Annotated in this window: 16 protein-coding genes; 14 read left to right on the plus strand and 2 right to left on the minus strand. The window is 74.6% G+C overall.

Going from position 1 to position 16,836, the window contains the following annotated elements; all coding sequences use genetic code 11:
* Positions 1–131 precede the first annotated feature (131 nt).
* The gene (locus ABZ807_RS15185) at positions 132–908 is read left to right on the plus strand and encodes an ABC transporter ATP-binding protein (protein ID WP_357157050.1); all 777 of its coding nucleotides are present in this window, start codon (positions 132–134) and stop codon (positions 906–908) included.
* Between the two features lie 5 nt (positions 909–913).
* The gene (locus ABZ807_RS15190; protein WP_357157053.1) at positions 914–3,394 is read left to right on the plus strand and encodes an FtsX-like permease family protein; all 2,481 of its coding nucleotides are present in this window, start codon (positions 914–916) and stop codon (positions 3,392–3,394) included.
* 196 nt (positions 3,395–3,590) lie between these two features.
* Here ABZ807_RS15190 and ABZ807_RS15195 read toward each other — a convergent pair whose 3' ends face one another.
* Positions 3,591–4,970, minus strand: a complete 1,380-nt coding sequence (locus tag ABZ807_RS15195; protein ID WP_357157056.1) for a protein kinase — start codon at positions 4,968–4,970, stop codon at positions 3,591–3,593.
* Positions 4,971–5,511: 541 nt separating this feature from the next.
* Between ABZ807_RS15195 and ABZ807_RS15200 the strand changes: the two genes are divergently transcribed.
* The 11 genes from ABZ807_RS15200 (at position 5,512) to ABZ807_RS15250 (ending at position 15,112) form a co-directional block, all read left to right on the plus strand.
* Complete coding sequence (locus ABZ807_RS15200) at positions 5,512–6,147, plus strand: RNA polymerase sigma factor (protein ID WP_357157059.1); 636 nt, start codon at positions 5,512–5,514, stop codon at positions 6,145–6,147.
* A 602-nt stretch (positions 6,148–6,749) separates the two neighbouring features.
* Positions 6,750–6,917 (plus strand): hypothetical protein, encoded by a 168-nt coding sequence (locus tag ABZ807_RS15205; protein ID WP_357157062.1) that lies wholly within the window; start codon positions 6,750–6,752, stop codon positions 6,915–6,917.
* A gap of 137 nt (positions 6,918–7,054) precedes the next feature.
* A complete protein-coding gene (egtA, locus tag ABZ807_RS15210; protein WP_357157065.1) occupies positions 7,055–8,290 on the plus strand; it encodes an ergothioneine biosynthesis glutamate--cysteine ligase EgtA in 1,236 nt (411 codons plus the stop codon).
* A complete protein-coding gene (egtB, locus tag ABZ807_RS15215) occupies positions 8,287–9,624 on the plus strand; it encodes an ergothioneine biosynthesis protein EgtB (protein WP_357157068.1) in 1,338 nt (445 codons plus the stop codon). Before egtA ends, egtB begins: the two co-directional genes overlap by 4 nt.
* Positions 9,625–9,640: 16 nt before the next feature.
* Positions 9,641–10,387 carry an ergothioneine biosynthesis protein EgtC gene (gene egtC, locus ABZ807_RS15220; protein ID WP_357157071.1) on the plus strand — a complete coding sequence of 249 codons (747 nt, stop codon included), beginning with the start codon at positions 9,641–9,643 and terminating at the stop codon, positions 10,385–10,387.
* A 58-nt stretch (positions 10,388–10,445) separates the two neighbouring features.
* The gene (gene egtD / locus ABZ807_RS15225; RefSeq protein ID WP_357157074.1) at positions 10,446–11,411 is read left to right on the plus strand and encodes an L-histidine N(alpha)-methyltransferase; all 966 of its coding nucleotides are present in this window, start codon (positions 10,446–10,448) and stop codon (positions 11,409–11,411) included.
* A gap of 282 nt (positions 11,412–11,693) precedes the next feature.
* Positions 11,694–12,278 (plus strand): TMEM165/GDT1 family protein, encoded by a 585-nt coding sequence (locus ABZ807_RS15230; protein WP_357157077.1) that lies wholly within the window; start codon positions 11,694–11,696, stop codon positions 12,276–12,278.
* A gap of 43 nt (positions 12,279–12,321) precedes the next feature.
* The gene (locus tag ABZ807_RS15235) at positions 12,322–12,696 is read left to right on the plus strand and encodes a DUF1622 domain-containing protein (RefSeq protein ID WP_357157080.1); all 375 of its coding nucleotides are present in this window, start codon (positions 12,322–12,324) and stop codon (positions 12,694–12,696) included.
* Positions 12,693–13,025, plus strand: a complete 333-nt coding sequence (locus ABZ807_RS15240) for a hypothetical protein (protein WP_357157082.1) — start codon at positions 12,693–12,695, stop codon at positions 13,023–13,025. Before ABZ807_RS15235 ends, ABZ807_RS15240 begins: the two co-directional genes overlap by 4 nt.
* Positions 13,022–13,240, plus strand: coding sequence for a hypothetical protein (locus tag ABZ807_RS15245; RefSeq protein ID WP_357157085.1), 219 nt, complete (start codon positions 13,022–13,024; stop codon positions 13,238–13,240). The genes ABZ807_RS15240 and ABZ807_RS15245 overlap by 4 nt, the downstream gene beginning before the upstream one ends.
* Before the next feature lie 411 nt (positions 13,241–13,651).
* Complete coding sequence (locus ABZ807_RS15250; RefSeq protein ID WP_357157088.1) at positions 13,652–15,112, plus strand: polysaccharide biosynthesis tyrosine autokinase; 1,461 nt, start codon at positions 13,652–13,654, stop codon at positions 15,110–15,112.
* Here the strand turns inward: ABZ807_RS15250 and ABZ807_RS15255 are convergent.
* Complete coding sequence (locus ABZ807_RS15255; protein WP_357157091.1) at positions 15,093–15,497, minus strand: hypothetical protein; 405 nt, start codon at positions 15,495–15,497, stop codon at positions 15,093–15,095. The two genes, ABZ807_RS15250 and ABZ807_RS15255, sit on opposite strands and share 20 nt — an antisense overlap.
* Positions 15,498–15,608: 111 nt before the next feature.
* Between ABZ807_RS15255 and ABZ807_RS15260 the strand changes: the two genes are divergently transcribed.
* Positions 15,609–16,835, plus strand: coding sequence for a glycosyltransferase family 4 protein (locus tag ABZ807_RS15260; protein ID WP_357157094.1), 1,227 nt, complete (start codon positions 15,609–15,611; stop codon positions 16,833–16,835).
* Position 16,836: the final 1 nt, after the last annotated feature.

Here is a 16,836-nt window from a genome sequence, read left to right on the forward strand (position 1 = left end):
GTCGTACGGGTCCGCCCGGTCGGGGACGACCCGGGGTGTACCGACCTCGACCGCGCGGGTGGACGCCGCCGCCGGTGGGGCTGCATAGCGTCGGAGACGTCCTGGTCACCGACTGCACAGGGAGCCACCGCATGTCCCTCGCACCACCCGTTCCGGCCCGTACCGGCGTCGCGGTCACCGCCCGCGGCCTGCGCAAGGAGTACGGGCGCGGCGCCGCCCGGGTCGTCGCCCTCGACGGCGTCGACGTCGACTTCGCGGCCGGCCGGTTCACCGCCATCATGGGCCCCTCGGGCTCCGGCAAGTCGACGCTGATGCACTGCCTGGCCGGCCTCGACAGCCCCACCGCGGGCACCGTCCGCCTCGGCGACACCGAGACCGCCCGCCTCGACGACAAGCGACTCACCCTGCTGCGCCGGGACCGGATCGGCTTCGTCTTCCAGAAGTTCAACCTGCTGCCGGCCCTGACCGCCGAGGAGAACATCGTCCTGCCGCTGGCCATCGCCGGCCGGCGACCGGACCCGGCCTGGCAGCGGCAGGTGGTGGCGGCGGTCGGCCTGGCGGACCGGCTCGGCCACCGGCCCGCCGAGCTCTCCGGCGGCCAGCAGCAGCGGGTCGCCGTCGCCCGGGCACTGGTGACCCGTCCCTGGGTGCTCTTCGCCGACGAGCCGACCGGCAACCTGGACTCCCGCTCGGGAGCCGAGGTGCTGCGGCTGCTCCGGGAGGCCGTCGACGCCCTCGGCCAGACCGTGGTTATGGTCACCCACGATCCGGTGGCTGCCGCGTACGCCGACCGGGTGGTCTTCCTCTCCGACGGCCGGCTGGTCCGCGAACTGGCCACCCCGACCGCCGAGCGGATCCTGGACGCGCTCGGCGGCCTCGACCCGGTCGCCCCGGCCCGGGGGCGGTGACCGCGATGATCCGGCTGACCCTGCGCTTGCTGCGCGCCGACGCGGTGCGGCTGCTGCTCTCCTCCCTGGCGATCGTGCTCGGCGTGGCCTTCGTCGCCGGCACCCTGATGGTCACCGACGGGATGCGGGCCGGCGCCTACGACCGGGCCGGCGCGTTCGACCGGCACACCGACCTCGGCGTGTACGGCGGGACGGACCCACTCCCGCCCGTCCTGGTCGACCGGGTGCGCGCGGTCGACGGGGTGACCGCCGCCGAGGGGGAGCTGACCGGCTCCGCCGGGGTGGTCGGCTCCGACGGCCGCCCGGTGCTCGGCTACGCGGTGCTCGCCTCGATCCCCACCGACCCGGCCCTGCGCTCGTACGACCTGACCGCCGGCCGGCTGCCGGACCGCCCCGGCGAGGTCGTCCTCGACGCGTCCACCGTGCGGAAGGAGGGTTTCGCCCTCGGCGCGCCGGTGCGGGTCGGCGGGGCAACGGGCGCGGCCCGGCCGTACACCCTGGTCGGCGCCGTCGACGTGGCCGGCACCTCCCGCGACATCGGCGGCCCCTTCATCGGCCTGGTCGGCGCCGACGCGCTGGCGGTGACCGGGGAGCGGGGGTACGGCCGGATCATGGTGGCCGTCGCCCCGGGTACGTCCTGGGAGGCGGTGGCCGAGCGGCTGGCCGGGGTGGCCGGCGGCGGGGCGACCGTGCAGACCCGCCAGCAGATCCTCGACGCCGCGGTGGACGACGCGGTCCGCGACCTGGAGCAGTTCGGGATGGTCCTGCTGATCTTCGCCGGGGTCGCCGTGGTGGTGGCGGGGTTCGTCATCGCCAACACCTTCGCCATCGTGCTCGCCCAGCGGACCCGGCGTACCGCCCTGCTGCGGCTGGTCGGCGCCACCCGGGGGCAGGTGTTCCGGGCCGCCCTGCTGGAGTCGGCGGTGCTGGGCCTGGCCGCCTCGGCGCTCGGGGTGCTCGTCGGCGCCGGCCTGGCCGCCGGGCTGGCGGCGGCGCTGTCCGCCCTGGACCTGCCGGTCTCCGGCGGGGTCACGCTGACCGGGTCGACCGTGCTGCTCTGCGTGGCGCTGGGCACCGTGATCACCGTGGCAGCCGCCTGCGTGCCGGCCTGGCAGGGCACCCGGGTTGCCCCGGTGGCCGCGCTGACCGACGCTGCGGTGCAGGTGACCCGCCGGGCCGGCCGGGTCCGGCTGGCGGTCGGCGCGTTCGTCTTCGCCGCCGGGGTCGCCGCGCTCGCGGTCGCCGCCAGCGTCGGCCAGATCGTGCTGGTCGCTCTCGGCGGGGTGCTGACCTTCTTCGGCATCGTGCTCTACGGCCCGGTACTGGTGCCCATTCTGGTCCGGCTGCTCGGGGTGCCGGCCCGGCTGCTCTTCGGCGCCACCGCCGGGCTGGCCGTGGCCAACGCCGTGCGCAATCCCCGCCGGGTCTCGGCCACCGCCACCGCTCTGGTGATCGGGATCGGCCTGGTCTCGGCGTTCGTGGTCGGTGCCGGGAGCGTGAAGGTGGGCATCGAACGCGCCGTCGACGCCCAGATCGGCGTCGACTACCTGGTCACCGGCATCGGGGGCGACCTGCCGGCGCCGCTCGCCGGTGAGCTGGCCGCGCGGCCGGAGCTGGGGGTGGTGCACGAGCAGCGCAGCCGGGTCGTCGACGGGCTGGAGGTCCGCGCTGCGCATCCGGCGCTGGTCGCCCGCAGCCTGACCGGCACCGTGGCGGGCGACAGCGGCGACCTTGGCTCGGGCGCGGTGCTGGTGCACCGGCAGCTCGCCGAGGCGCGCGGCTGGACCGTCGGCTCCCCGGTGACGCTCGCCGGCCGGTCCTTCCGGGTGGCCGCGGTGGTGACCGCCGACGAGGCCGCCCCGGCCGGCGCCCCGGTGCCCGAGGGACACGTGGTCGACCTGGTCGACGACGACTTCGCCCGGCTCTTTCCCAGCGAGCGCGGCTTCCTGGCCGAGGTGGACCCCGCCGACGGGGTCTCCGCCGAGCAGGCCCGGGCGGCGATCGAGACGGTCGTCGCGCGGTACCCGACGGTCAACCTGATGGACCAGGCCGCCTACAAGAAGATGCTCACCGGCACGGTCGACATGCTGCTGGCCTTCGTCACCGCGCTGCTCGGCCTGGCTGTGGTGATCGCCCTGGTCGGCGTGGCGAACACGCTGAGCCTGTCAGTGGTGGAGCGGACCCGGGAGAACGCGGTGCTGCGGGCGGTCGGCCTCACCCGGGGTCGGCTGCGGGCGATGCTGGCCGTCGAGGCGGTGCTGATGGCGCTGGTCGGGGCGGTGCTCGGCATGGCGCTCGGCACCGGGGTCAGCGCCGGGGCGATGGCCTTCGTGGCGAAGATCGGCGGCGACTTCACCCTGGTGCTGCCCTGGGGCCGGCTCGCGCTGATCCTCGCGGTGGCGGTGCTGGCCGCCCTGCTCGCCTCCGTGCTGCCGGCCCGTCGGGCGTTGGGCCGGCCGGTGGTGGAGGCGCTGGGCGCGGAGTGACCCGGGTGCGGCCGGTTCCGGGCGGGACCGGCCGCGCCCGCAGGCGTCAGAGCCGCTCCACGACCGCGCCCCAGCAGCGGTCACGGGTGTCGAAGACGGTGATGACGCAGAGGCCGAAGTCCTCGGCGTCGGTGTAGTCCGTGCTCGGCCGGTAGCGACCGCTGCCCAGTGCCCGGCCGAGCCGTGTGGGTCGCCGTCAGCGGCGAGCGAGTGGTGCGGTGCCCTCCGGGGGTGCCGAGGTGGTGCTCGGCGCGGGTGAGGTGCTGGTGGGCTCGCCGGCCGTCGGGGAGGTGCTCGTCGTGGGGCTCGTTGACGTGCTCGGCGGCGCGGTGGTGGGCTGCGGCTCGACCGACCCACTCGGCCCTGGCGAGGGGCTTTCGGAGGCCGTGGCCGAGGGCCGCGTGTTCGGCTTCCGGGTGCGGTCCGGCCGGCTCGGCTGCTCCAACCCGGTCTCCTCGGGGGCCGCCGGCAGCTCCTCCTGGTCGCTGGGCACCGCGGCCGGCGACGGGCTCTTGATGTTGGTCGCCCCGTCGCCGATGTCCTTGGCCGCGCCGAGCGCCGTGCCCAGGGCGGTGAGCGCCACCAGGACGGCCGCCAGCGCGCCGATCAGCGAGCCACGCCGACCCTGGCGCCGCCTCGACGCCACCGTGCCGGCCGGCGGCAGCACCGGGACATCGTCGCGCGTGGTGGGGGTGGGGGCGGCGGCGCCCCGCAGTGCCGGGGGGACGAAGGCGGTCGTCGCGGCGCCGTCGCTCAGGGCGGCCCGGGCCGCTGCGGCCATCTCCGCGCCGGTGGCGAACCGGTCGGCCGGATCCTTGGCCAACGCCCGCGACACCAGCGCGTGGACCGGCGCCGGGATGTCGTCCGGCAGCGCCGGCGGCTCGTCGTCGAGGTGCCGCACGGCGACCTGGAGCGGATTGTCGCCGGTGAACGGCGGGCCGCCGGTGAGGCAGCAGTACGCGACCGCGCCCAGCGCGTAGATGTCGGTGGCGGCGGAGACGGGCCGGCCGGAGGCCTGCTCCGGCGCCATGTAGAGCGCCGTCCCCGGCACCGCGTTGGTGCTGGTGATGCTGGTCATGTTGGTCGACCGGGCGACGCCGAAGTCGACCAGGACCACCATGCCGTCCTCCTGCACCAGCAGGTTGCTCGGCTTGACGTCGCGGTGCACGATCCCGCCGGCGTGCGCGGCGTGCAGCGCCTGGGCGGCCTGCGCGACGACCGACATCGTCTCGGCCACCTCCAGCTGGCCGGCGGCCTCGATCCGCCGGGACAGTGGCTCGCCCTCGACGAACTCCATGACCAGATAGTCGGCCCGCCCGCCGTCGTCGAGCTGGTCCTCGCCACAGTCGAAGACCTGCACGATGCCCGGGTGGCGCAGGGCGGCCATGATCCGGGCCTCGGCGCGGAACCGGGCGATGAAGTCGGGATCGGAGACCAGCGCCGGCAGCAGCACCTTCACTGCGACCCGGCGGCCCAGGATCAGGTCCGTGCCGCGCCAGACGTCGCCCATGCCGCCGGTGGCGACACGTTCGTCCAAGCGGTAGCGACCGCTGAGCACGACCTCCGATGACAACACCCGCATACCGTACCCAGAGTCAGACGAGGAGGACGCATGGCGATCTCCCCGTCGCATCGACGGCGGCGTGGTGCTCGTCCCGCCGTCGCGGACGGGCCGACGGACGAGGGGTGACGGCGCCCGGACCCGCTGTCACAATGACCGCGGGGCGAAGCCGTAAGCTGGGCGAACCGGCCGACGCGGGACGCGGGCACCGCGGCAACCTGGCCGGTAGCGTCAGGCGGCCGAGTTCTGTCACACGGACTCGCCGTCCGTTCAGGTAGATATTTCTCACTCTTTCCCCGACCGGCGGCGACTTGTCCACCCGCCGGTCCGCTCCTACCGTTAGCGCAACTCAGCCCACGGTGCCGGTACGGCATCCGCGCCGGCCGCCGTATTGTCGCGGCGTGTGTCAGACATACCGCCCGGGCCACTCGGCGGGGCGCGGTGGGGTCAGCGGGGGGCTGATGGTGCGCGATGGGGTCCGGCTGCCGGACCGGAGGTGCGTCACCCACGTCCAGCCGGCGACGGGTCGGGCGGGACGGCGGGGAACGGCGGGCGTATGACCGGTGAGCTGACCGACGCGGTCGTCGCGGCGCAGGCCGGGGACGAGGAGGCCTTCCGCTCCCTCTACCGCAGCCTCCAGCCCGGCCTGTTGCGGTATCTCACCGCCCTCGTCGGCGCGGACGCCGAGGATGTCGCCTCGGAGACCTGGTTGCAGATCTCCCGGGACCTGCCCACCTTCACCGGTGGCGAGTTCCGGGCCTGGGCGGTGACCATCGCCCGGAACCGGGCCATGGACCACCTGCGCCGCCAGCGTCGCCGCCCCTCCCTACCGGTGCCGGTGCAGGCGTTGAACGAACTGGCGGGGGACCTCGACACGGCGGAACGGGCCGGTGAGACGATCGGGACGGAGGCCGCGCTGGCGCTGATCGCGACGCTGCCACCGCGGGAGGCCGAGGCAGTGCTGCTGCGGGCGGTGATCGGGCTGGACGCCGAGACCGCGGGCCGGGTGCTCGGGCGACGCCCCGGTGCGGTCCGCACCGCCGCGCACCGCGGCCTGCGCCGGCTGGCCGCGCTGCTGGAACGTCACGAGCTGCCCCAGCCGTCGGGTGGCGACGAGCGGCCCGCCCCGCCCCGCCCTCGGCGGGGCCGGCAGGCGCCGAGCACGTCCCGCGCCGAGCGGGCGGACGGATGACGTGAGGGGAGACTGGATGGGACTTCCGCCGATCCGACGGCTCCGAGCGGCTTGCCGACCGGGCCGAGGCCGAGCTGCTGCTCGACGCGGCCCGGGCCGGCGGCCTGCCGCCCCCGGGTGACGACCCGCTCGCCCGGCTGCTCTCCGCCGCGGCCGCCCCGCCCCGCCCGGGTGAGCTGGCCGGCGAGGAGGCCGCGCTGGCCGCGTTCCGGGCCGCCCGCGCGGCGGGCCCGCCGACGCCCGCGCGGTCGTCGCGCCGCCGTCGCCGGATCACCACCGGCATTGTCGCCTGGGTCGCCGGCATCGCCGCCACCGTCACTGCCGGCGCCGCCTTCGCCGCCGTTACCCTCGACCGTCCCGCCGAGCCGCCCCGTCCGCCCCGTCCGCCCGTCTCCGCACCGGCCGGCACCGACACCGACCCGGCCGCGCCGTCGTCGGGCGGCGGGCCCACGACCGGCGCACCGGGTGCGCCCTCCGGGCGGCCCGGGGTTTCCGGGAAGCCGGCCCCCGACGGAAAGCTGGCAGGGCATTGCCGCGCGTACCTGGCGAAGTCGGCGGCGCAGCGCGAGAAGGCGCTGCGCACCCCCGGGTTCGCCGATCTGGTGGCCGCCGCCGGCGGCGCCGGGCAGGTGGAGGCGTACTGCCAGCGGCTGGTCCCGGAGCGGGCCCCGGACGCCTCGCCGAAGGCGAAGGTGAAGGTGAAGGCGGCCCCGGCGGAGCCCACTCCGGGCGCCCGGCCCAGCCGCAAGGGGGTAGTCGAAAAGGCGTAACAGAAATTTCTTCCCGCCCGGGTCGGCGGATCCATCTGCTAGACAGAAGATGGTGAGACACGGGGGCCTGGCCGGTACGGCCGCGTTGCCTGTGCTGGCGGTGCGGCCGGATCCCCGGGTCGGGAGGAGACCATCTCGTGGTGACGTCCCCGGAGCTCGACCGGACGACCGTGCTGCGGGAAAAGGCAGCCGCCGCGGCCCACCTGGGCCGGATCTGCTTCAAGACCGGGCCACCGGTCCTCACCGGCGTCGAACTGGAATGGACCGTGCACGACGCCGCCGACCCCGCTCGACCGGTGGACCGGGAGCGGCTGCGGGCGGCCCTGGGGCAACACAGCCCCGTCACCCTGGACGACACCAGCCCCGCCCAGCCGCTCCGGCACGGCAGCAGCGTGACCGTGGAGCCCGGCGGGCAGGTGGAGGTGTCCACCGCGCCCCGGCCATCGGTCGCCGCGCTGATCCTGGCCACCGAGGCCGACATCGCCGAGCTGAGCGCGCTGCTGGAGCGCGCCGGCCTGGTGCTCGGCCGCAGCGGTATCGACCCGTGGCGGGCCCCGCAGCCGGTGGTCGAGACCTCCCGCTACCGCGCCATGCGTTGCGTCTTCGACCGCCGGGGCCCGGCCGGGCGGACCATGATGTACAGCACCGCCGGCCTGCAGCTCTGCCTGGACGCGGGCGAACCGGCCGAGCTGGCCGCCCGCTGGGCCACCGTGCACGCGGTCGGGCCGCCGCTGGTGGCCGCGTTCGCCACCGCCGACCGGCACGCCGGCCGGCGGACCGGCTGGGCGTCCGCGCGGATGGCCGCCTGGTTGGGCATCGACCCGGCCCGCACCCGGCCGGTCTGGTCGCCGCAGCGGCCCGACGAGGACCCGGTCGCCGCCTGGACGGAGTACGCGCTCGCCGCGCCGCTGCTCTGCCTGCGCCACGACGGTCCGGACTGGACGCCGCCGCCGGGGGTGACCTTCGCCGACTGGATCGACGGGGCGTTGCCCCGGCCGCCGACGACGGACGACCTGGAATACCACGTCAGTACCCTCTTCCCGCCGGTGCGCCCCCGGGGCTACCTGGAGGTGCGGTACCTGGACGCCCAGCCCGGTCCGGACTGGACGGTTCCACTGGCCGTGCTGAGCGCCTTGCTCGGTCGCGCCGACACCGCCCGGTCGGCCCGCGCCGTCGCCGGGCCGGTGGCCGACCGCTGGTACGCCGCCGCCCGGTACGGCCTGGCCGACCCGCCGCTGGCCGGGTCGGCCGCGGCCCTGCTCGACCTGGCGCTGGAGGCGCTTCCCCGGCTGGACCTGCCGCCGGGAACCCACGAGGAGACGAGCCGAGGAATCCGGCGGCGACGGGCCGCCGCGGAGAGGGGGCACCGGTGACCACCACCGAGCAGCCGGGCACGCAGGCGGAGCGGCTGCGCAGCCGGATCGCGGCGGAGCTGGAACGGACCCGGGCGCGTACGGCCCTGCTCACCGAGGCGGTGGATGACGCCGACCTGACGCGCCAGCACTCCCCGCTGATGTCGCCGCTGGTCTGGGACCTCGCCCACGTGGGCAACCAGGAGGAGCTCTGGCTGCTGCGCGACGTCGGCGGCCGCCCGCCCGTCCGCCACGACATCGACGACCTGTACGACGCGTTCAAGCAGCCCCGCAAGGACCGCCCCTCGCTGCCGCTGCTGCCGCCAGCGGAGGCGCGCGGCTACGTGTCGACGGTCCGGGACAAGGTGTACGACCTGCTGGACGGGATCCGCTTCACCGACCGTCCGCTGGTCGCCGAGGGGTTCGCCTTCGGCATGATCGTGCAGCACGAGCAGCAGCACGACGAGACCATGCTCGCCACCCACCAGCTGCGCTCCGGTCCCGCCGTGCTGGACGCGCCCCCGCCGCCCGAGCCGCGCGTGCGGGTCGCCGACGAGGTGCTGGTGCCGGCCGGGCCGTTCACCATGGGCACCTCCACCGACCCGTGGGCGCTGGACAACGAACGTCCCGCGTACACCGTCGAGCTGCCCGCGTACGTCATCGACGCCGCGCCGGTCGCCAACGGCGCGTACCGGGCGTTCATCGCCGACGGCGGGTACGACGACCCGCGCTGGTGGAGCGAGGCCGGCTGGCGGCACCGCACCGAGGCGGGCCTGACCGCGCCGATGCACTGGCGGCGCGACGGTGACGGCTGGGCGTACCGGCGGTTCGGGCGGTGGTCGCCGGTGCGCGACGACGAGCCGGTGGTGCACGTCTGCTGGTACGAGGCGCAGGCGTACGCGGCCTGGGCGGGCAAGCGGCTGCCCACCGAGGCGGAGTGGGAGAAGGCGGCCCGCTGGGACCCGGCCACCGGCCGCTCCCGCCGCTACCCGTGGGGCGACGAGGACCCGACCGGCGAGCACGCCAACCTGGGCCAGCGGCACCTGTGGCCGGCGCCGGTGGGCGCGTACCCGGCCGGCGCCTCGCCGCTGGGGGTGCACCAGCTGATCGGCGATGTCTGGGAGTGGACGTCGAGCACCTTCCGGGGCCACCCCGGGTTCGCGGCCTTCCCCTACCGGGAGTACTCCGAGGTCTTCTTCGGCGACGACTACCGGGTGCTGCGCGGCGGTTCGTTCGGCACCGACCGGGCGGCCTGCCGGGGCACCTTCCGTAACTGGGACCACCCGATCCGGCGGCAGATCTTCAGCGGCTTCCGCTGTGCCCGCGACGTCCGACCAGAGGAGGCGCACGGGTGATCGGCGGCATCGCCTGATGTGCCGGCACCTGGCCTATCTCGGGCCGCCGGTGAGCCTGTGCGCCCTGCTGTACGACCCGCCGTACTCGCTGGTCCGGCAGTCCTGGGCGCCGCGGGACATGCGCGGCGGCGGGACCGTCAACGCCGACGGCTTCGGCGTCGGCTGGTACCCCGGCGACGGCGACCCGGTGCGCTACCGGCGGGCGCAGCCGATCTGGGGCGACTCCACGCTGCCGGTGCTGGCCGCGGCCACCGTCGCCGGCGCGGTGCTCGCCGCCGTGCGCTCCGCCACCGTGGGCATGCCGGTGCAGGAGAGCGCCGCCGCGCCGTTCGCGGAGGGCCGGTGGCTGTTCAGCCACAACGGCGTGGTCCGGGGCTGGCCCGACTCGGTTGTCCCGCTCGCCGACCGGCTTCCCGTGCGCGATCTGCTCACCCTTGACGCCCCGACCGACTCCGCCCTGCTCTGGGCGTTGGTCCGGTACGGGCTGCGGGCCGGGGCCGACCCGGCGGAGGTGGTCGCGGAGACGGTCGCGGGGGTGTCGGAGGCCGCGCCGGGATCGCGGCTGAACCTGCTGCTGACCGACGGGCGGACGGTGGTGGCCAGCGCGGCCGGGCACGCCTTGTCGGTGCGCGCCACCCCGGACGCAGTGCTGCTGGCCTCCGAGCCGCACGACGACGACCCGGGCTGGCGGTCGGTGCCGGACCGGCACCTCGTGGTGGCGACCTCGACCTCGGTGCGCGTCCGCGCCCTGACGGGAGCGTGACGCCGCAGCAGTGTCGCAGGTGGAGACAGGGAAGTTCGCCGAATGGAGGGGACAGCTCATGAGCGCGGAGCCACTGGAGATCTACCTCGAGGAGCAGGACCTCGGCCGCAGCCTGCGGGAGGACGTACGGGTGGGGCTGACCGCCGACCCGAAGTGGTTGCCACCGAAATGGTTCTACGACGCCCGGGGCAGCGAGCTGTTCGAGGAGATCACCCGGCTGCCCGAGTACTACCCGACCCGGGCGGAGCGGTCGGTGCTGGCCGAGCGGGCCGCCGACGTCGCCGAGCTGACCGGCGCGAAGACGCTGATCGAGCTGGGTTCCGGCTCGTCGGAGAAGACCCGGCTGCTGCTGGACGCCTTCACCCGTCGGGGTGGGCTCGGCACCTTCGTGCCGCTGGACGTGTCGGTCAGCGCGCTGCGCCAGTCCACCGAGCAGATCGCCAACGACTACCCGGGCCTGCGGGTACGCGGCATCGTCGGCGACTTCACCCGCCAGCTCGACCGGCTGCCCACCGGCGGCCGGCGGCTGGTGGTCTTCCTCGGTGGCACGATCGGCAACCTGCTGCCGGCCGAGCGGGCCGAGTTCCTGCGCGCGATGCGGGCGGCGCTGGAGGCGGGGGACTGCCTGCTCATCGGCACCGACCTGGTCAAGGACCCGTCGGTGATCGTGCCGGCGTACGACGACGCGGCCGGGGTCACCGCCGAGTTCAACCGCAACGTGCTGCGGGTGGTCAACCGGGAGCTGGGCGCCGACTTCGATCCGGAGGCCTTCACCCACGTGGCGCGCTGGGACCCGGTCCGGGAGTGGATCGAGATGCGGCTGCGGGCCGACCGGGCGATGCGGGTCGAGGTGATGGACCTGACGGTCGATTTCGCCGCGGGCGAGGAGTTGCGCACGGAGGTGTCGGCGAAGTTCCGGCCGGAGGGGATCGCCCGGGAGTTGGCGGCGGCCGGTTTCACCGTTGGCGAGTTCTGGACCGACCTCGACGGTCTGTTCGGGGTGAGCCTCGCCCGGGCCGACTGAGCCACGGCCCACCCGCCCGCTTCCGACGGTCCCCGCGTGAACCTCCGTAGACGGCCGCGGGTGACGTGGGGCACCCGGCCGGGGGCGTGGCCGGCGCGGTCGGCTAGGGTGGTGGGCGCGAAGGGGAGTAGCCCCCAATGTCGTGGTCGACATACTGGTGCGTTCCGCATCCGGCCACGCGGCCCCACCTCGGTGGGGCGGGCGAGACCTTCGACTCAGGCTGTAGCAGCCGGGTCGAGGGCGCCCCCGTACCTCCTCCCGGCCTGATCGGGAAAGGCTCTCATGGACGGTTTTCTCGCCGCGCTGGTGATCAGCTTCGGCGTCATCTTCGTCGCCGAGCTGGGGGACAAGTCCCAGCTCATGGCCCTGACCTTCGCCACCCGCTTCAAGCCGGTCCCGGTGCTGATTGGCATCACCATCGCCACCGCGATCGTGCACCTGGCCTCGGTGGCGATCGGGTACGGCCTGCACGCGGCCCTGCCCACCGGTTGGATCTCGCTGATCGCCGGTGTGGCGTTCCTCGGCTTCGGTGCGTGGACGCTGCGCGGCGACAAGCTCACCGAGGAGGAGAAGCGCAAGGCGGAGAAGACCGGCAAGTCGGCCATCGTCATGGTGGGCGTCGCGTTCTTCCTGGCCGAGCTGGGTGACAAGACGATGCTCGCCACCATCACCCTGGCCACCAAGTACGGCTGGTTCGGCACCTGGCTCGGCTCCACCCTCGGCATGGTGGCCGCCGACGCGCTCGCCATCCTGGTCGGCCGGCTGCTCGGCCGGCACCTGCCGGAGCGGGCCATCCGGTACGGCGCGGCGGTGCTCTTCGCCATCAGCGGCCTCTGGCTGATCCTGGAGGCGGTTGACCAGCTCTGACCCGGCGCCGACTAGCGCCGGCGGGGGCGGGTAACGCCCCCCGGTGGCCCTGGACGAGATCCTGCGCCACGGCGACCGGATCGCGGTCGCCGTGGTGGAGACCTCCGGGGCGGTGGTGATCTTCGTCGGTGCGCTCTGGGCGGCGCTGCGGTTCGTGGTCGAGGGACTGCGACACCGCAGCGCCGCCGTTTTCACCCCGATCCGGCTCTCCCTCGGCCGGTTCCTCACCCTCGGGCTCGAATTCCAGCTCGCCGCGGACATCCTGCGTACCGCCGTGTCCCCGACGTTCAATCAGCTCGGGCAGCTGGCGGCCATCGCCACCATCCGGACCGCGCTGAACTACTTCCTGCGCCGGGAGATCGCCCAGGAGCAGCGGCAGGTCGGCGAGGCAGGGGCGGACGCGGGGAGGGGGACGTGAGGGCCGGCCTCGCCAGCGTGGCGACTGCCCTCGCGCTGTGCTGCGGCGCGGTCGTCCTGCTCACCGCCGGTTCCTGGCATGCCGCGTTGCGGGTGCTGCTGGACCTGCTCGTCGCCGCCGGCCTGCTCCGGCTCGCCGTGGGAAGTGGCTGGAGGTCGCTGGCGGCCGCGGCGGCGGTCATCCTGCTGCGCCACCTCCTCTGGGCCGGGCTTGCCGCCGGTCCGCCCGCCCGGTCGCCGACTATCGCCGCCGCGCTGCGGGTAAGACGATCACGGCCTACCGTGAGCGGCAGGACGCAAAGCGAACATAACGGGAGGATAGCCCCATGAGCAGGCATGACGAACCCAACGAATACGGCTTTGCCGGTGAAACCACCGCTCCCGAACCGCCGCCGGGTGGCCGGGCCGACGAGCAGGACCGCGCCGAGGCCGTCGCCGTGCCGGGCGACGACCTGACCGAGCCGTACGCCGACGCGCTCCAGGAGACCGAGGAGGACGACGAGGACGACGAGGACGACGAGGATCGGACCCGCGAGCGGCGGTGATCGCCGGGTACCGCCCCTGACGCGGTTGCGGCGGCGGGCCCCACCGGGCTCCGCCGCCGCGACGTCGGTGGGGTGAGGCCGAATTTCTGCCTGGCCAGAAGGGGGCCAGGAATCCTGCGCACCATGCGCCGGTGTCGAGCGTTAGCAGAGACAGGGGTCTTCGCACGTCGGGTGACCCAGTCGCGTCGCGGGATGTTCGTGCCGGCCGGGGGCTGCATCGTCCATCGGAGTCCTCCGCGTTTGTGGCGGGATTGCGAGGATTCAGGCCTCCGGGGATGTTCGATCGCTTACATTCGTTTGGTCACGTCATGGCAAGCCTGCGACGAATAGATCCTGTCATGTCGTTTGGGGAGTATTGGGGGATTCCGTGCAGTTTCACCGGCTAGTTGTCCCGGCGGAACGGAGAGCGTGATGGACGTACGCACCTACCTGCGCCTGCTCCGCCGACACTGGTGGATCGTCCTGGTCACGCTGATGGTGGCGGTCGGCTCGGCCGCGCTCATCACAGTCCGTACGCCACCCCGGTACGTGGCCTCCGTGACCTTCTTCGTCACCACCCCGAGCCAGGGGGTCACCGACGCCTACCAGGGCAGCCTATTCCTGCAGCAACGCGTGAAGTCATACGCGGACCTGCTGCGCAGCGACCGCCTGGCGCAGAGCGTGGTGGCGGAGACGCCGGTCGGCCTCACCGCGGACGACGTGCAGCGCCGACTCAGCACCTCCACCGAGACCGACACAGTGCTGCTGCGTGCCACGGTCACCGACACCGACCAGACCCGGGCGATGAAGGTGACCGAGACGCTCGCCGCGAAGTTCGTCGAGCTGGTGCAGAAGGTCGAGACGACGACCGAGGGCCGACCCGCCCCCATCAAGATCGAGGTGGTCAACGGCCCCCGGGTCAGTGCGAAGCCGGTCTCCCCGCAGCCCACCCGTAACCTGATCATCGGCGCGCTGGTCGGGCTGCTGCTCGGCGCCGCGCTGGCCGTGCTGCGCGGGCTGGTCGACGTCCGGCTGCGCGACGCCGCCGGGCTGCAACGGGTCACCGGCAGCCCGCTGCTGGGCGAGGTCCCGTTCGAGGCAGGGGCGAAGTCGGCGCCGCTCATCGTCGGCGACGCGGCGACCTCCGCGCGGGCCGAGGCGGTCCGGAAGCTGCGGACCAACCTGCGGTTCGTGGACGTGCACGAGCCGGCCCGGGTCATCGCCGTCACCAGCGCATTGCAGGGCGAGGGCAAGACGACCCTGTCCTGCAACCTGGCGATCGCGCTGGCCGAGGCGGGCTGGCGGGTGCTGCTGGTCGACGCCGACCTGCGCCGGCCGAAGGTCGCCGACTACCTGGGCCTCGACGGCGGGGTCGGCCTGACCGACGTGCTGGTCGGCGACGTGCAGGTCGGTGACGTGGTGCAGCGCTGGGGCGACAGGTCACTGCTGGTGCTCCCCAGCGGGTCGGCCCCGCCGAACCCGAGCGAGCTGCTCGGCTCGAAGGCGATGGCGGACCTGTTGCTCGCGCTGCGCGAGTCGGCGGACATCGTGGTCATCGACACCGCGCCGCTGCTGGCCGTCACCGACGGCGTGGTGGTGGCGGTGCAGGCCGACGGCGCGCTGCTCGTCACCCAGCAGGGGCGCACCTCGCGGACCCAGGTCGCTGCGGCGGCCCGGTCACTGCACTCGGTCTCGGTACGCCTGCTCGGCTGCGTGCTGAACATGACCAAGGTGGCCAAGGCCGACGCCTACCAGTACGAGGCCTACCGGATCGTCCCCACCGGCACGCCCTCGGTCCCCGCGGACCGGGCCTCGGCGACCCGCCGAAGCAAGTCGAACGGGGGCGACGGCGTGACCGAACGTGCGCAGGAACTCACCCGGCTGCGCCGATGAGTGCCACCACTGGTCGCATCGCCCGTTCGGTCTCCTCGGCGCAGCGCCGGAAGTCGACCGGCCGGCCGGCGATGGGATCACCGAGATTGTCGGCGTCCGGGGCGGCTGGTTGCCGCCGTCCCCGGGCGCGGGCGGCGGCCCGCACCACGGCGCGCAGCGGTGCGTCGGCCAGCACCACGGCGCGCAGCGGCGCGTCGACCCGCTCCGCCAGCGGGTCGGCCGCCGCCAGCCGCCCGAACTGGCGCAGCGTGAAGGTCCGGTGCAGCGTGCCGGGGGGGTGGGTGCCGGCACTGGTCACTCCGACCGGCCGGTCCCCGAGCAGGCGCCGGACAATGTACTCCGCCATCGGCGACCGGCACACGGTGGCGTGGCACACGATGAGCACCCGGTCGACCATCTCGGTCCCTCTTGTCGGCGTCGCGGAAGGCGGCACCGCGACGGCGGTGCCGGGGTCGCCGACTGCCGCGCCGGTCCCGCCACCGAGGGGGCTTCGCTCATGAGGATCGGTATCCTGTCGTACCACTTCCCGCCCGAACCGGCCTTCATCCCGGGCAGCCTCGCCGAGGAACTGGCCGCCCGCGGGCACGAGGTGCGGGTCCTGACCGGCTTCCCCGACTATCCGGGCGGGCACGTGTATCCGGGCTGGCGGCAGCGCTGGCGGCACCTGACGCGCAGCGAGCGGCTGACCGTACGGCGGGTGCCGCGCTACGCCGGCGGCGACGGCTCCACCGGCGCGCGGATGGCCAGTCACCTCTCGTTCGCGGGCAGCGTGGCGATGGTCGGCCGTCGCTACCTGGCCGACGTGGACGTGCTCTACGTCTTCCAGCTTCCCGCGACGACGTTCGCCACCGCCGCGCTGCTGCGGATGCTCGGCCGGGTGCCCACCGTCCTGCACGTGCAGGACCTCTGGCTGGAGGAGGGCGTCGTCGGCGACGGCGCGCAGCGGCAGCGCTGGCCCGGACGGCTCGCCACCACCATGCGCCGGGTGCTGCGCGAGGCGGACGCCCTGGCCGTCACGGCGCCGTCCATGCGGGACCTGGTGCTCGCCGGCGGCGTCGACCCCGACCGGGTGCGGGTGGTGCTCAACTGGACCGACGAGCGGATCTTCCAGCCGGTTCGGCCCAGCCGCGCCGCCCAGGGATTCGTGCGGCGTGACGGCCGGTGCGTGGTCATGCACGCCGGCACGATCGGGGTGCGGCAGGGACTCGAGACGGCGGTCCGCGCGGCGGCGGCGCTCGACGGCCGAACGGACCTGGTGCTGGTGGGCTCGGGCGCGGAGGAGCGGCGGGTGCGGGGGCTCGCCGCCGAGCTGCGGGCGGAGAACGTCCGCTTCGTGGAGCGTCGATCACCGGTCGACATGCCGGAGCTGTACGCGGCCGCCGACTACCAGCTGGTCATGCTCCGCGACCTGCCCGAGCTGCGCGGCACCGTGCCCGGGAAGCTGCAGGCGGCGCTCGCCTGCGCCGCTCCGGTGATCGCCTCCGCCGGCGGGGACACCGTGGAGCTGGTGGAGCGCGCGCGGGCCGGGCTGTCCTGCCCGCCCGAGGACTGGGCCACGCTGGCCGACCGGTTCTGGCTCGCCTCCACCATTCCGGCCGCCGCGCGGTCGGAGATGGGGCAGCGGGGGCGCGAGGTGTACCTGCGGGAGATGTCGCTGCGGGCGGGCGTCGACCGGGTGGAGGACCTGCTGAACCAGGTGGCAGCCGCACGGCATCGCGGGTGAC

This window comes from Micromonospora sp. NPDC047548, from assembly GCF_040642975.1.
Classification (GTDB): domain Bacteria; phylum Actinomycetota; class Actinomycetes; order Mycobacteriales; family Micromonosporaceae; genus Micromonospora.

What these genes read in the sequence shown, in the direction of transcription:
- ABZ807_RS15185 (WP_357157050.1), top strand. Translation starts at nt 132, where the DNA reads ATGTCCCTCGCACCACCCGTTCCGGCCCGTACCGGCGTCGCGGTCACC.
- ABZ807_RS15190 (WP_357157053.1), top strand. Translation starts at nt 914, where the DNA reads ATGATCCGGCTGACCCTGCGCTTGCTGCGCGCCGACGCGGTGCGGCTG.
- ABZ807_RS15200 (WP_357157059.1), top strand. Translation starts at nt 5,512, where the DNA reads ATGACCGGTGAGCTGACCGACGCGGTCGTCGCGGCGCAGGCCGGGGAC.
- egtC (WP_357157071.1), top strand. Translation starts at nt 9,641, where the DNA reads ATGTGCCGGCACCTGGCCTATCTCGGGCCGCCGGTGAGCCTGTGCGCC.
- egtD (WP_357157074.1), top strand. Translation starts at nt 10,446, where the DNA reads ATGAGCGCGGAGCCACTGGAGATCTACCTCGAGGAGCAGGACCTCGGC.
- ABZ807_RS15230 (WP_357157077.1), top strand. Translation starts at nt 11,694, where the DNA reads ATGGACGGTTTTCTCGCCGCGCTGGTGATCAGCTTCGGCGTCATCTTC.
- ABZ807_RS15245 (WP_357157085.1), top strand. Translation starts at nt 13,022, where the DNA reads ATGAGCAGGCATGACGAACCCAACGAATACGGCTTTGCCGGTGAAACC.
- ABZ807_RS15250 (WP_357157088.1), top strand. Translation starts at nt 13,652, where the DNA reads ATGGACGTACGCACCTACCTGCGCCTGCTCCGCCGACACTGGTGGATC.
- ABZ807_RS15260 (WP_357157094.1), top strand. Translation starts at nt 15,609, where the DNA reads ATGAGGATCGGTATCCTGTCGTACCACTTCCCGCCCGAACCGGCCTTC.